Annotated in this window: 15 protein-coding genes; 5 read left to right on the top strand and 10 right to left on the bottom strand. The window is 61.1% G+C overall.

Translation table 11 applies throughout. The features are described 5' to 3' along the window. Nucleotides 1-92: 92 nt before the first annotated feature. The 5 genes from SSARUM_RS12395 to SSARUM_RS12375 all read right to left on the bottom strand — a co-directional run bounded on the left by SSARUM_RS12395 (nucleotide 93) and on the right by SSARUM_RS12375 (nucleotide 4,531). Nucleotides 93-857, bottom strand: coding sequence for an FNR family transcription factor (locus tag SSARUM_RS12395; RefSeq protein ID WP_033634646.1), 765 nt, complete (start codon nucleotides 855-857; stop codon nucleotides 93-95). A 281-nt stretch (nucleotides 858-1,138) separates the two neighbouring features. Further along, nucleotides 1,139-1,663: a methylated-DNA--[protein]-cysteine S-methyltransferase gene (ogt, locus tag SSARUM_RS12390; protein ID WP_047567308.1), complete on the bottom strand. Its 525-nt coding sequence runs from the start codon at nucleotides 1,661-1,663 to the stop codon at nucleotides 1,139-1,141. 219 nt (nucleotides 1,664-1,882) lie between these two features. Beyond that, the gene (locus SSARUM_RS12385; protein WP_033648420.1) at nucleotides 1,883-2,194 is read right to left on the bottom strand and encodes a hypothetical protein; all 312 of its coding nucleotides are present in this window, start codon (nucleotides 2,192-2,194) and stop codon (nucleotides 1,883-1,885) included. Nucleotides 2,195-2,500: 306 nt separating this feature from the next. Beyond that, nucleotides 2,501-3,355 (bottom strand): tagatose bisphosphate family class II aldolase, encoded by an 855-nt coding sequence (locus SSARUM_RS12380; protein ID WP_060430128.1) that lies wholly within the window; start codon nucleotides 3,353-3,355, stop codon nucleotides 2,501-2,503. Between the two features lie 9 nt (nucleotides 3,356-3,364). Then, complete coding sequence (locus tag SSARUM_RS12375) at nucleotides 3,365-4,531, bottom strand: SIS domain-containing protein (RefSeq protein ID WP_039565981.1); 1,167 nt, start codon at nucleotides 4,529-4,531, stop codon at nucleotides 3,365-3,367. 261 nt (nucleotides 4,532-4,792) lie between these two features. Here SSARUM_RS12375 and SSARUM_RS12370 point away from each other — a divergent pair, with 261 nt between their 5' ends. From SSARUM_RS12370 to SSARUM_RS12355, 4 genes are all read left to right on the top strand, one after another. Continuing rightward, nucleotides 4,793-5,050: a hypothetical protein gene (locus SSARUM_RS12370; protein ID WP_126192093.1), complete on the top strand. Its 258-nt coding sequence runs from the start codon at nucleotides 4,793-4,795 to the stop codon at nucleotides 5,048-5,050. Between the two features lie 169 nt (nucleotides 5,051-5,219). Further along, nucleotides 5,220-6,941, top strand: coding sequence for an ornithine lipid synthase OlsF (olsF, locus tag SSARUM_RS12365; protein WP_033648417.1), 1,722 nt, complete (start codon nucleotides 5,220-5,222; stop codon nucleotides 6,939-6,941). A 101-nt stretch (nucleotides 6,942-7,042) separates the two neighbouring features. Beyond that, a complete protein-coding gene (locus SSARUM_RS12360; protein ID WP_033634640.1) occupies nucleotides 7,043-7,825 on the top strand; it encodes an N-formylglutamate amidohydrolase in 783 nt (260 codons plus the stop codon). A 76-nt stretch (nucleotides 7,826-7,901) separates the two neighbouring features. Beyond that, entirely contained in the window at nucleotides 7,902-8,615 is a 714-nt protein-coding gene (locus tag SSARUM_RS12355) for a flagellar brake protein (RefSeq protein ID WP_033634639.1), read from the top strand. Between the two features lie 43 nt (nucleotides 8,616-8,658). Here SSARUM_RS12355 and pdxY read toward each other — a convergent pair whose 3' ends face one another. From pdxY to SSARUM_RS12340, 3 genes are read right to left on the bottom strand one after another with little or no spacing between them, the layout of a single operon-like run. Then, entirely contained in the window at nucleotides 8,659-9,501 is an 843-nt protein-coding gene (pdxY, locus tag SSARUM_RS12350) for a pyridoxal kinase (RefSeq protein ID WP_033648415.1), read from the bottom strand. Nucleotides 9,502-9,504: 3 nt separating this feature from the next. Next, nucleotides 9,505-10,221 (bottom strand): glutamine amidotransferase, encoded by a 717-nt coding sequence (locus tag SSARUM_RS12345; RefSeq protein WP_039565986.1) that lies wholly within the window; start codon nucleotides 10,219-10,221, stop codon nucleotides 9,505-9,507. Further along, on the bottom strand, nucleotides 10,218-10,472 hold the full coding sequence (locus tag SSARUM_RS12340) for a hypothetical protein (protein WP_033634636.1): 255 nt from the start codon (nucleotides 10,470-10,472) through the stop codon (nucleotides 10,218-10,220). Before SSARUM_RS12340 ends, SSARUM_RS12345 begins: the two co-directional genes overlap by 4 nt. Nucleotides 10,473-10,538: 66 nt before the next feature. Here SSARUM_RS12340 and SSARUM_RS12335 point away from each other — a divergent pair, with 66 nt between their 5' ends. Further along, the gene (locus SSARUM_RS12335; RefSeq protein ID WP_060387792.1) at nucleotides 10,539-11,843 is read left to right on the top strand and encodes an aminotransferase class I/II-fold pyridoxal phosphate-dependent enzyme; all 1,305 of its coding nucleotides are present in this window, start codon (nucleotides 10,539-10,541) and stop codon (nucleotides 11,841-11,843) included. Here the strand turns inward: SSARUM_RS12335 and SSARUM_RS12330 are convergent. Both SSARUM_RS12330 and pbpG read right to left on the bottom strand, forming a co-directional pair. After that, complete coding sequence (locus tag SSARUM_RS12330) at nucleotides 11,840-12,826, bottom strand: MsnO8 family LLM class oxidoreductase (protein ID WP_060430126.1); 987 nt, start codon at nucleotides 12,824-12,826, stop codon at nucleotides 11,840-11,842. The genes SSARUM_RS12335 and SSARUM_RS12330 overlap by 4 nt on opposite strands. A 138-nt stretch (nucleotides 12,827-12,964) precedes the next feature. After that, nucleotides 12,965-13,801: a D-alanyl-D-alanine endopeptidase gene (gene pbpG, locus SSARUM_RS12325; protein WP_033634633.1), complete on the bottom strand. Its 837-nt coding sequence runs from the start codon at nucleotides 13,799-13,801 to the stop codon at nucleotides 12,965-12,967. Nucleotides 13,802-13,865 lie beyond the last annotated feature (64 nt).

Raw genomic sequence — 13,865 nt, 5'->3', positions numbered from 1 at the left:
ATTTACAGAGTAACCCAACATTGAAAAACAGAACAACAACAGAAGCGGCGCCGGATCAACAATTTCAGTGAAATGTTGATCCGGCAGGAGAATCAGGCGTTAACGGACACGTTGATGCGCGGCGTACCGGCCAGCACCGACAGGGCGTCGGCGTTTTCGATGGTGATGTATTTGCCTTTCACGCTGAGGATTTCGCTTTTCTGGAAGCGGCCCAGCAGGCGGCTGATGGTTTCCACCGTCAGGCCGAGGTAGTTGCCGATGTCGCCGCGGGTCATGGTCAAACGGAACTCGCGCGGTGAGAAGCCGCGCTCCGCGAAGCGGCGTGACAGGTTGTAAACGAACGCCGCCAGGCGCTCTTCGGCATTTTTCTTCGACAGCAGCAGGATCATGTCCTGGTCGCCTTTGATCTCGCCGCTCATCAGCCGCATGATCTGCTGACGCAGGTTAGGCATTTTGCCGGACAGATCGTCGAGGGTTTCGAACGGGATCTCACACACCATCGAGGTTTCCAGCGCCTGGGCAAAACTCGGGTGCTTCAGACCGCCGATGGCGTCGAAGCCCACCAGATCGCCCGCGAGGTGGAAGCCGGTGATCTGCTCGTCGCCTTGCTCGGTGATGGTATAGCTTTTGATGGTCCCGGAACGGATCGCGTACAGCGACTTCAACTCGTCGCCGGCCTTGAACAGGGTCTGGCCTTTCTGGATGGGCTTTTTCCTCTCGATAATGTTGTCGAGCTGGTCCAGCTCGTGGGCATTAAGGGTGAAAGGAATGCACAGCTGGCTGATGCTGCAGTCCTGGCAATGGATCGCACAACCACCAGACTGGATACGACGAATCACGCGTTTTTCCGGGATCATAGATTACGCTCATTCAATAATTGATATGAGTCAATTTTAACATCTTTTGCAGCAGCTGATAAGGGTGGCATTAGCATGAATAGGGGTATTGTGTGCGAATTTTGCGCACACATGCCGCCGATTATTCTGTATGGGACTGAAGTTATGAGCATTATTTGTGACTTATGCGTTTTATTCACACAAGTTATTGATAGTGCCAAAGCGGGGACGAGCGCGGCGTTGAGCAACGTGCTTTATTAAGCAGCGCCAAACAATGGCGCTGGATGAGCTCATCGCCGCGGCTACAGCAAACTTTTCGGCAGGTAGCCTTCATGCTGCAACAGCCACTGCTTGCGCTGTACGCCGCCGGCATAGCCGGTCAGCGCGCCCTGCGAACCGATCACCCGGTGGCAGGGCACCACGATGCTGATCGGATTCGAACCGTTGGCCATGCCGACCGCGCGCGAGGCGGTCGGACGGCCGATGCGTTGCGCCAGCTGGCCGTAGGTCAGGATCTCGCCGCACGGGATTTGGCGCAGCTGTTGCCACACGGTGCGTTGGAACTCGGTGCCGGCGGTCATCACCGGCAGCCGATCGATAATGCTCAGCTCACCGGCGAAATAGCGTTGCATCGCATCGGTCAGGCCGCCGGGATCGCGCTGCTCGCGCAGGGTGAAGCGATCGGCGCGGTAGTGGGTATTCAGCAGCTTCATCAGGCGCGCTTCGTGATCGGTCCAGTCAATCGCCCGCAGGCGCCCCTGTTCATCGGCAATCAGCACCAGTTCTCCCACCGGCGTGGCGGTACGATCAATCAAAAAAGTCTGCATCTGGATCACTCCTCGGTTTGGTATGGCGATTATCGCACGAAAGCGGGGGAAGCGATGGCGGATTTCGGACATGCTGATGGGCAACCGCAGGGTTGCCCAAATAGCCGACTCAGGGTAAGCCGTGGAGTCATTGTTCGATAAATTTATAAAATAAATTTATAAGTAATCAAGGCAAGCTGTGTTCTGTTTATTATTTCACCAGGCATTAACGCGTTGGCGTTACTTATAGCTGATGGTCACGCGCTTTAAATGGGGATCGTTATTCACTATTTCGCTGGTGACGGCAGAGACTAATTCTTTTGGCATCTCTTTTAACGAAGAGGAAATATATCCGTTCTGATATTCCGTCACTTTACCGAAGCAGTTGGAGACAAGCTGTTCATCCTGATGTGTGATGGTGCAGGCCGGGGTGGTAATGGCGCCGGTGAAGCGCACGACGCCGGAGGCGACCTGGCTGCCGGAAAGCGGTTTTGCTTGCAGAGCGAAGGGCAGAATGACCAATGCGCTTAATACGGCTAAGTAATGGTTCATACGCTGTTCCTCTCAGAATAAAAAACACTGCCAATTAAAAACAAGCGCCCTTGTTTTCATCAAATAAGCTATTTCGCCTGGCGAAATAAAAACGAATGGGCAAAAATCCTACTGCCTGAATTCAATGAATTTGATAGTAAGGAGGTAGGGTGGGTAAAACCATGATTTGGATCATAGTGAAGACCGGTTAATGGTTTCCGGCGCGGGCAGGGTAAAAGGCTGTGATCGTTCTCTCAGGAAAGCGGGAAAGGGCGGGATGTTTTCGCCCCCGTGCCGCAACCGCAGGAACCGGGGGCGAGCGGGGGGTTACAGCATACCGCTGCTGCCGCAGATGCGGATCTTTTCCGCCACCACTTCTTTCATCGCCAGCTTGCCGGGGACAATGTATTTGCGCGGGTCATTGGCATCCGGGTGCTGTGAAAAGTAGCTTTTCACCGCATCGGCGAAGGCGATTTTCAGTTCGGTGGCGACGTTGACCTTGCAGACGCCGAGCGAGATCGCGCGTTTGACCATCGCCTCCGGAATGCCGGAGGCGCCGTGCAGCACCAGGGGCACGTCCACCTGTTTGCGGATCAGCGCCAGACGATCGAAGTCCAGCTTCGGCTCGCCGTGATACAGGCCGTGGGCGGAACCGATCGCCACCGCCAGCGAATCGATGCCGGTGGCGGCGACGAACTCGCGTGCCGCCGCCGGGTCGGTATAGAAGCTGTCCGCCGTATCGACGATCAGATCGTCTTCCTGCCCGCCCAGGCGCCCCAGCTCTGCCTCCACGCTGGCGCCGTAGCGATGGCATAGGGCCACTGCGGCGGCCACCTTGGCGATGTTCTGCTCGAACGGCAAATGCGAACCGTCGATCATCACCGAGCGGATGCCGCTTTTCACCTTGTGCTCGATGTCGTCCAGCTCTTCGTGATGATCCAGATGCAGCGCCAGCGGCAGATCGTAGCGGTGCGCGGCCGATTGGCAAATGCCGATCAGGTAGTCGGTGCCGGCATAGCTGAAGGTGCCGGGCGTGCCGGCCATGATCACCGGGGAGCGCAGTTCGGCGGCGGTTTCCGCCACCACCTGCACGGTTTCCAGATTGTGGACGTTAAACGCCGGGACGGCGTAACCCTGACGCTGCGCCTTGAGCAGCATTTCTCGGTTGGCTATCAGATACATAGGATCTCCTTACAGCACCGGGGAAGGAAAACGGTAAATCGTCACGCCTTTCACCACCCGGTTGACCTCGCCGGTCGGGCAAGGATTGTCCGGGGTCAGCCCCAGCGCCAGCGAACTCTCGAAGGCCAGCATCTGGGTGAACAGCAGATACGGGAACAGCAGCCAGATATCGTCGGCCGCGTCGTGCATAGGCAGCAGGGCATCGGACAGGGGTTGGCGCTCGCCGGTCAACCCGACCAACTGCATCGCCAGCCTGTCGCGCTGCAGTTCGTTCCACAGATCGCGGTCATACTGGCGGGCATAGTCGTCGCGGGAGAACATCAGCACCACCAACGTCTGGCCGTCGACCATGAATTTCGGGCCGTGGCGCAGGCCGAGCGGCGAGTCGTAGCGTGTAACGATACGGCCGGCGGTCAGCTCCAGCATCTTGAGCGAGGCCTCTTCGGCGAGGCCGGTAAAGCAGCTACCGCCGAGGGTGATATAACGGCGGAAACCGCTGGCGGCCAGCGCCTTCACCTGCGGCTGCAGCGTTTCGCGCAGTGTGCGGCAGCGCTGCACCATGGCGTTGAGCGGCGCCTGGGCGGCCTCGAGCGAAGCCGGGCCGAGCAACAGCGCGGCGCTCAGCATCATGCAGCTGAAGCTGGAGGTCATGGCGAAGCTTTGATCGTTGGAGCCTTGCGGCATCACCAGCGAACAGACGTTGCCACGCTGATGCGCATACTGCGCCAGCCGGCTGTCCGGGTTGCAGACCAGCATCAGGTGATAGCTTTCCGGCAGCAGCTGGTCGGCCAGCTCCACCGTCGCCACGCTCTCCGGGCTGTTGCCCGAGCGGGCGAAGGAGACCAGCAGCGTCGGCCGCTCAGGGTCGAGATACTGCCGCGGATTGGCGACGATATCGGTGGTGCCGTAGGCCGCCACGTCGCGGCCGGTTCGTTCGCGCAGCCAGGGCGCCAGGGCGCGGCCGGCGAACGCCGAGCTGCCGGCGCCGCACAGTACGATTTGCAGGCGCGGATTGGCCAGCAGCGGCGCCAGGAACGGCTGCCACTGCACCTGTTGATCCTGCAATTGCCGGTGCAGCGCGGCCCACAGATCCGGCTGCTGCCAAATCTCTGCGGCGGTGTGCCAGGCGTTGCGCTGCTTCAGCCAATCCGCCTCGTAAGAGAAATACGCGTTCATGATGACAACTCCTTAAAAGCCTTGGTTAACGGTCGGCGATAATCACGTCGCTCCCTCTAATGGTGCAGCGCCTGTAGGCAAGCACCGATCCTGCACTGCTGCGGGTCGATAATTAATTCCCGGCGTGTTGCGGTATTGGGCATTAACGCAAACTCCTGATTTACCGGTAGCCGTGCCCGACCACGGCTTAATAAGCCGCGGCGATACCGACCGGAACGCTTTCAGTTAGTTATGGCGAATTACAGCAAACGAAACGCTGAAATGCAATCGGTTATTTTAAAAATACTTATATCTATCAGTTGGTTATATTTATTTTTGCTTTCGATTGAGCGGCAAGCGAAAGCGGTGTCAACGCAAAGTGAAAACGGCAAATTCGTTATTTATCAGTCGACAATTCTCGGCGTCTATTTATTCAGTCTGCCGATGACGAAAGCCGCAGCGGTAATTCGACAATCGCCGGGCTTTCACTGTTTTTTTATGCCGGCGCGCGTAACCGTGCTGTTCCGCGTACGCCGCTAGCGGCGCCGATGTGAGGGCAAGTGGGGACGAAAATGCGTCTTTCGCTCCCAAATCGCCATTACTTTGCTATACCTGATAGTCGATGGATTCATTTTATTGTCATGTAACTGACACGTCAGAGTCACGGCTCTGGCTTAAGTTTGCAGCGACTACGTCAGGAGATAACGCGATGTTCAGCCTGGATTCTCTGTTGCAAGATGCATTTCCACACCGCAATACCCCTGCCTGGCAGCGCAGCCTGCTAAGAACCCTTCTCTTCGAAAAAGAATTCAAACAGTTCGCCGCCGACTATCCCCACCTGAAAGGTCTCGATCTGATCGAGCAGGTGGTGGACTACTTCAACCTCAGCTGCGAGCTGGTGGACGGCGATCTGGAAAACATCCCGAGCCAGGGGCCGGTGGTGCTGGTGGCCAATCACCCGATCGGCTCGCTCGACGGCCTGGTGCTGCTGCGCGCCGTCGCGGCGGTGCGCCCGGATGTGAAAGTGGTGGCCAGCCAGCTGCTGACCTACATCGAACCGCTGCGCAACCTGTTCGTGCCGGTGGATAACGTCGCTTATAAAACCAGCCGCAAACAGATTGAAGGCATGCAGCGGCAGCTGGACAATCAGGGCGCACTGATCCTGTTCCCGGCCGGCGAAGTGTCGCGCATGAGCCCGAAAGGCATCCGCGACGGCCACTGGCATACCGGTTTTCTGCGCCTGGCCGCCAAGGCGCGGGCGCCGATCGTGCCGATCCACATCAGCGCGCGCAACAGCAACCTGTTCTACTTTACCTCGCTGGTCTACCGGCCGCTGTCGACGCTGCTGCTGGTGCGCGAAATGTTCCAGCAGCGGGGCGGGCGCATCAAGATCCGCGTCGGCGGCCGCGTGCCGTTCGCCAGCTGGCACGACGGCCACACCAGCGCCAAGGATCTGGCGGAGCGTTTTCGCCGCCACGTGTATCGCCTGGGCCAGGGCAAGCCGGGGCTGTTCGCCAGCGAGTCGCCGATCGCGCTGCCGGAAGAGCGTCTGGAGCTGAAAAAGGCGTTGGCGAACTGCGAGCGGTTGGGGGTAACGCCGGACGGTAAAACCATCTACCTCTATCGCCGCCACGACGAAGCGCGCACGCCGATCCTGCGCGAACTGGGGCGTCTGCGCGAAATCGCCTTCCGCGCGGTAGGAGAAGGCTCCGGCCGCCGCCGCGATCTGGACAGCTATGACGACGATTACTACCACCTGGTGCTGTGGGATGAGGAGGAGCTGGAGATCGTCGGCGCCTATCGCTTTATCCCCACCGCCGAACAAATCGCGCGCAAAGGGCTGGAAAGCATCTACAGCAACAGCCTGTTCCACTACGATCGCGATATGGAGCCGATCCTGGCGCAGGGGATCGAGCTGGGGCGCAGCTTCATTCAGCCGGCCTATTGGGGCAAGCGCGGGCTGGACTATTTGTGGCTGGGCATTGGCGCCTACCTGGCGAAATACCCGCAGTATCGCTATCTGTTCGGCCCGGTGTCGATCTCCGGCGGCATGCCGCTGGCGGCGCGCGATTTGCTGATCGCCTTCTATCGGCTCTATTTCTCGCCGGACCACGCCTTCGCGCAATCGCGCCGGCCTTATCCGGCGTCGCTGCCGCAGGTGCTGGCGCAGTTTGCCGGGGATAACTACCAGGAAGATCTGGTGCGGCTCAAGAGCCTGCTCAGCAATATCGGCTGCTCGATCCCGACGCTGTACAAGCAGTACACCGAACTGTGCGAGCCGGGCGGGGTACAGTTTATCGACTTCGGCACCGATCCGGCTTTCAACAACTGCATCGACGGGCTGGTGCTGGTGGATACCACGCGGCTCAAGCCGTCGCGCTATCAGCGTTATATCGCGGTGCACCAGCCGCAGCCAGCCGAGACGGCATGACTACAGTCTGACTCATGCCTTTTTGATCTAAGCACGACCTTGGGGCCGGCGACGGGATAGCGCTACGATAAACGTTTTGCTTTCCACCGCCGGAGCCCGTCATGCCTCACTCGTTTATCCCGCCGTTATTGTCCGCCGACGAACCCTCTGCCGCCGCCGTTGAAATCCCGCGCGGCAAAGCGCCCTTTTTGCTGCTGTGCGATCACGCCGGCAAGGCGATCCCGCAATCCCTCGGCGACCTCGGTTTGCCGCCGGGGGAGATCGAACGCCACATCGGCTGGGACATCGGCGCGCTGAGCGTGTCGCGCCATCTGAGCCGCCAGTTGGACGCCACGCTGATCCACCAGCGTTACTCACGGCTGGTGATCGACTGCAACCGGGCGCCCGGCATCGCCAGCTCGATCCCGCATTTGTCCGAGTTGACGCCGATCCCCGGCAATATCGGTATCGACGCCGAGCACGCGCTGGCGCGCGAGCGCGAGGTGTTTTTGCCGTATCACCACGCCATCGACGATCATCTGGGGCAACGCCAACTGCGCGAACTGCCGACGGCGGTGATCGCCATGCACAGTTTCACGCCGGTGTTCAAAGGGGCATCGCGCCCCTGGCAGGTGGGGCTGCTGTTTAACCGCTACCCGGAATTTGCCCATCTGCTGGCCGAGCTGCTGCGCGAAGAGGGAGATTTGCAGGTGGGGATCAACGAACCCTATGCAATGACCGACGCCACCGACTACACGTTGCCGGTCCATGCGGAACGCCGCGGTTTGCCTTATGTCGGCATCGAAATCCGCCAGGATCTGATCGCCGACGAACGTGGGCAACAGGCGTGGGCGAAACGTTTCGCACGCCTGCTGCCGCAGGCCTGGCAGCGCTGGCAAATTTGACTTTAGGAATATTCCCAGAGATGATAACCGTAAGGAATACGTAATACGTCATTAGAAAAAAAGTCAGGAGAGACGTGTGGAGCACAGCGATAACGGACTGTTTATCAAACGGGAGCGTTTTGAAGTTCTGGCGATTCTGCGTGAAATTTGCAAACAACGCACGCCGCTGCGCGTAGAAAATCAGCAGCACCGGTTTCAAAGTCTGTTATTGAGCGTCGGGCCGGACAATATCGTGTTTAGCGGTGAGGAAGCGGAAAACGCCATCGACGGCGCCTGCACCATCGTTATTGAAAGCAACGACGCCAAAATCGAGTTTTCCGTCGGCCAGGCGGAGCTGACCGAACATCAGGGCGTCCAGGCCTGCTCGACCCGGCTGCCGCAGGAGTTGGTCTACATCCAGCGCCGTCGCCAGTTCCGCATCACCACGCCGCACTGGCGCCAATTCTTCTGTACCGGCGAATACCCGAACGGCACGCCTTATGAGCTGCGGATCCACGATCTGTCCGCCGGCGGCGTCGGTTTGCGTTTCGACGGCCCGCTGCCGGATTTCTTCCAGCCGGGCCTGCAGTTCAAGAAAGCGGAGTTGGATTTGGGCAGCTACGGCAGCTTCAAGGTCAACATGGAGCTGGTGGTAGTCAACGACGATCAGGAAACCGACGATAACGATCAGGTGGTGCACTTCTCGCGCTTGTCATGCCGCTTCCTCAAGCTGGGGCTGGCGATGGAGCGCAAAATTCAAAGCGCGGTGTTCGCCTTCGAGCTGGATTTCAACAAAAAGAAAAAACGCTGATATTTATCAGGGGCGGCACGCTGCCCCTGACTCTCCACTGGCCTTACGACTGTAACGCCCGCAGGCTGCCGATCTCTTCCCAACCGAAATGCGCCGCTTCGGCCAGCACGTCGCACACTTCGCCGCCGGCGGCGACCACGGCTGCGTCAAGCGCGGCGCCGTGCAGCAGATGGCTTACCAGCAGTGCGGCGAACAGATCGCCGGTGCCTTTGACCGCCGATTTGACCTTCGGATGGGTAAAGCACTGCGTTTCCTGCCGGGTGACCAGCATCAATCCCACTTCGTCTTCGTGCTGCGCCACGCCCGGCGCGCTGGTGACCAGCACCCATTCGGTGGTGTCGTTCAATAGCGCCTGCGCGGCGTGCTGCGTCTGCTCTTGGCTGCTCAGTTGCCGGCCGCACAGCTGCTCCAGTTCGAAACCGTTCGGCGTCAGGCCGTTGGCCAGCCGCAGGAACGGTGAGCGATAGCAGTTGACGATGCGCTCATCCACGTAGATCCCTTCACCGTAATCGCCCATCACCGGATCGATATAGATCTTTATCTGCGGATTGAGGGCGCGCACCCGCTGCAGCCAGTTGGCCAGAATATGGCACTGCATCACGTCGCCTAGATAGCCGACGATCACCGCCCGGGCGCGCTTCATCACGCCGCGGGCGATCAGATCGTCGAGAAAGCCGCCGAACCACTCGCCGGAGATGACGCCGCCGTGCGGCTTGCCGTAATAGGGCGGGCAGCCGAACAGCACGCTGGGCACCTGCAGCGCTTCCAGCCCTTTTTTCAGCAGGGCGCGGTAGGCGATGCCGTTGCCGACGCTGCCGTAGACCACCTGAGATTGAATGCTGATCACGTCGATGGACGGTGATCGCAAGGGTGAAGTCTGTTGCATGAGTTACATCCTTGGTTCGTTATTATCCAGCCAGCGGGCGAACACCTGCCGCGCGCGCTGTTCCAGCTGTGCGCCGTGGCGCGCCGCCTGTTCGCGCAGGCTCTGGGGCGCGATGCCGGCCAGTTCCAGTTCGCAGGCATGGCCAATCAGCCAGCGTTCGATATCGCGATGATCCGCCTCCAGATGGAACTGCAGCCCGAGCGCGAACCCCTGATAGTCGAAGGCCTGATGCGGGCAAACCGCCGTGCCGGCCAGGCAGCGGGCGCCCTCCGGGATCGTGAACATATCGCCGTGCCAATGCAGCACCGGCGTATCGGCCAGCGGTGCCAGCACCGAGTCGTCTTGCGCCGTGAGCGTGGTCAGCGGGGTGAAACCGATCTCTTTGACGCCGAGCGAGATCACGTCGGCGCCCAACGCCTGGGCGATCACCTGCGCGCCGAGACACACCCCAAGGGTCGGCCGCCGCTGCGCCAGCCGCTGTTTGACCAGCGCCAATTCATGGTCGAGAAAATCATAGCGCTGCGCGCCGGAAAAGTGTTGGGCGGCGCTGATCGGCCCGCCGAGCACCACCAACAGATCGGTCTCTTCATTATTGATAGCACGAATATCATCGCGGCCGGCATCGTAATAGTCGATCTGATAGCCGCGCAGCGAGAGCAGGGAACCGAGGATGCCCAGGTTTTCAAAATTGACGTGTCGAATGGCGACGGCTTTTTTCATTGTTTAACCTCGTGAGCGTGGGTGAACGGCGTCAGCGCCAGCGACTCGCCCAGCACCGCGATGCCTTGCGCGCCGCTCTGGTAGACGATGCGGCGTTCGCTGACCTGGCTGAGCTGTACCTGATAACCCTGCGCGGCCGGGAACAGCGCGCACGCCTGCTCCAGCTGATCGGCCGCCCAGGGCGTGAACATCTGCAGGCGGGCAAAGGCCTTTCCTGCATACTGAATGTCGAGCACGTAATGTTTATCCATGGAACCCCTTACTTTTGGCCGCGGAAGCTGTTAATCTGTTTTGAACTAGTACAAAAGGATTTATGTATGACTTCATTGTATGCAAAAGGCGGCGGCGCTGTCCAGATTGCCGAGCAGATCGCCGCACGCATCAAAGACGGCGCGCTGCGGCCGGGCGAGCTGTTGCCGCCGGTACGCCAGCTGGCGGCGGAGCTGGAGGTCAATCCGAATACCGTCGCCAGCGCATACGCCCGATTGCGCGATGCCGGTCTGGTGGCGACGCGCGGGCGGGCGGGAACGGTGGTGCTGGAGCCGCCGCTGGCGGCGGTGAGTGCGGCCTATGCGCCGCGCCAGGTGCCGGCGGGGATGTGCGATCTGGCCAGCGGCAATCTCGATGCCGCATTGTTGCCGGCGTTGGCGCTGGGCGCGGCGGAGGCGTTCCCGCAGCAAAACGGCTATGACATCAGCGGCGATCTGCCGGTATTGACCGGCCTGGGGCGCGAGTGGCTCGGCCGCCAGGGCGTCACGCTGGGGGAACCGGCGGTGTTCTCCGGCGCGCTGGACGCGATGGAAAAGGCGCTGCGCTGCCATATGCAGCCGGGCGCGGCGGTGTGGGTGGAAGATCCCTGCTGGCCGCCGCTATTGACGCTGCTGCGCCACCTGCGTCTGCGGCCGCTGCCGCTGGCGATGGATGAACAGGGGTGTCGGTTGCCGGAAAGCGGAGCGGCGGGCGCGGTGATCCTGACGCCGCGCGCCCACAATCCGACCGGCGCCTCGCTCTCTGCGCAACGCGCGCAGCAGTGGCGGCGTTTTCTCAGCGCAAATCCGCAGTGTCTGGCGATCGTCGACGACTTCTGGGGGCCGCTGTCGCAGCAGCCGCTGCATCTGCCGTTCGACGGCGATCGCGGGCTGTACGTGCTGTCGCTGAGCAAGTTTCTCAGCCCGGATCTGCGCATCGCGCTGGCCTGCGGCAACCCGACGTTGCTGCAGGCAATGCGCGCCGATCAGTACATCAGCGAGCGCTGGGTCAGCCATATCTTGCAGCAGATCGCCGCCAGGCTGTGGGGGCAGGCTTTGCAGGAAGGGCAGCTGCAGCGGGCGCAGCAGGCGTATCAGGCCAGAAGGGATGAACTGGTGCAACGGCTCAACGCGCTGAATCACACGGCGCTGGCGGTAGGTGAAGGGCTGCACCTGTGGTTGCCGGTGCGCTCGGAAACCGCCGCCGCGCAGCTGATGGCGCAGCGGGGGTGGCTGGTGCAGGGCGGCGAGCCCTTTCGTCTGAAGAGCGATCCTGCGATCCGCGTCAGCCTGGCCAACGTGGCGCCGGCGCAGCTGGCGGTTCTGGCGCAGGATCTGGCCGACGCCATGCGGGCCAGTACGGCGATCAACTAGGCCGGCGTCAGGCTCTCCTCCGCCAGCAGCTGCAGTGAGGTGAGCCGGGCGCTCGGTTCGCCGATCGGCGTGTCGATGATGAACTCGTCCACGCCGTACCGCTGCTGCAGCTGCGCCAGTTGCTGATGCACCTGCGGCGCGGTGCCGAGCAGGATATGGCTTTCCCGCGGCTCGATGCGGTAGTCGGTGGCGCCGGCCTGCTGCACGAAACTCTCGGCCTGCGCCAGGCTGCCGACGGTCACGCTCTGCTCACCGGCGACGTGGACGCGGTATTGCTGTATATCCGCCGCCAGCGCCGCGGCCTGTTCCGCGCTTGGCGCCACGATCGCCGCTACCGCCAGCAGCGCCTTGCGGCCGCCGCTGTGTGCGGCGTAGTGCGCCAGCGCTGCGCTGATATCTTGCGGATTGCCGTTCAGATGCGCGGCGAACACGAAAATCCAGCCGGATTCGGCCGCCAGTGCCGCACTCTCTTTGCTGGCGCCGAGCAGGAAGCGCTGAGCGCCGTGCGGCGGCAGCGGCGTGGCGCTCAGGCCGGGCTCGGCGTCGTCGTTCAGATAGGCGGTCAGCTGCGACAGCTGCTGCGGGAAAGCCGGTTTGTGTTGCCGGTCATGGGCGGCCTGCAGCGCCTGGGTGGCGAGCGGCAGCCCGCCGGGCGCTTTGCCCACCCCGAGATCGACGCGCCCCGGCGCCAACGCCGCCAGCAGGTTAAAGTTTTCGGCCACCTTGTAGGCGCTGTAGTGTTGCAGCATCACGCCGCCGGAGCCGATGCGAATGCGCGACGTCTGGCCGAGCAGGTAACCGATCAGCACTTCCGGCGACGGGCAGGCGAGCTGCGGCGTGTTGTGGTGCTCCGCCAGCCAGAAACGCCGATAGCCCCAGCGTTCCGCCTGTTGCGCCAGATGCAGCGTGCGCGCCAGCGCCTGGGCGGCGCTTTCCCCGTCGGCGATCGGACTCTTTTCCAATATGCTCAAGGCATAAGCCATTTTCCCGCTCCTTTCCTCATCAGATATGCCTGACAAATACCATGCGGGCGGCGCGCGCCTTAATACTGATTGGCGATAGGATATTCCATTGATCCAAAACGAATTTGGATATGCGCAGATCGGTAAAGCGCCGCGCTATTATCCTTCGAGCCAGGCCTTCAGACGAATGGCGTCACGGTAGTGGCCGTAGCGCGACTGCGCGCCGAGCAGGATCATCACCACCGGCTGCCCTTTGATGGTGGTGCGCATCACCAGGCAGTGGCCGGCCTCGTCGGTAAAGCCGGTTTTCTGCAGCTGGATCTTCCAGGCTGGGTTGTTGATCAGGCCGTTGGAACTGCGGTAGACCAGCTGGCCGCGGCCAGGACGCACGATCTGCTGCTTGTCGGTGCTGAAGCGGCGAATCGATTGATAGCGATAGGCGTGATTGACCATCTTCAGCAGATCGTTGGCGGTCGCCACATTGCGCGGCGTCAGCCCGGTCGGATCGTAGAAGCGTGCGCGTTTCATGCCGATGGCGCGCGCTTTCTGATTCATTTTCGCCACGAAGGCCTTGCGTCCGCCAGGATAGCTGCGGCTCAGCGCCGCAGCGGCGCGGTTCTCCGAAGACATCAGGGCGATGTGCAGCATGTCGCGGCGGCTGAGCACCGAGCCGATGGTCAGGCGCGAGTGGGTTTTCTTCAGCAGATCGCGATCGGCGGCGGTGACTTTCAGCCTGCTGCCCATCGGGCGTTTGCTGTCCAGGGCGACCATGGCGGTCATCAGCTTGGTGAGCGAGGCGATCGGCAGCACGCGGTTCGGCTGCTTCTGATAGAGCGTCTTTCCGGTGCGTTGATTGACGACCAGCACCGATTTGGCGTTCAGCACCAGCGGCGGCGCAGCGGCATGCACGGGCGCCAAAACGAACAGCAGGCTGAACAGGAGGGCGGCGCCGAAGCGCCGGGCGGGCAGACGGAGAAAAGCGTGAGATAAAAGCATAACGGCGGCAATAGTGACCCTAAGTGATTAAAAAATATCAAAAGAGTCTGCCCGGCAAATGTGA

The sequence above is a fragment of the Serratia sarumanii genome, assembly GCF_029962605.1.
GTDB lineage: Bacteria > Pseudomonadota > Gammaproteobacteria > Enterobacterales > Enterobacteriaceae > Serratia > Serratia sarumanii.
This window is presented reverse-complemented; position numbering and strand designations above follow the sequence as displayed.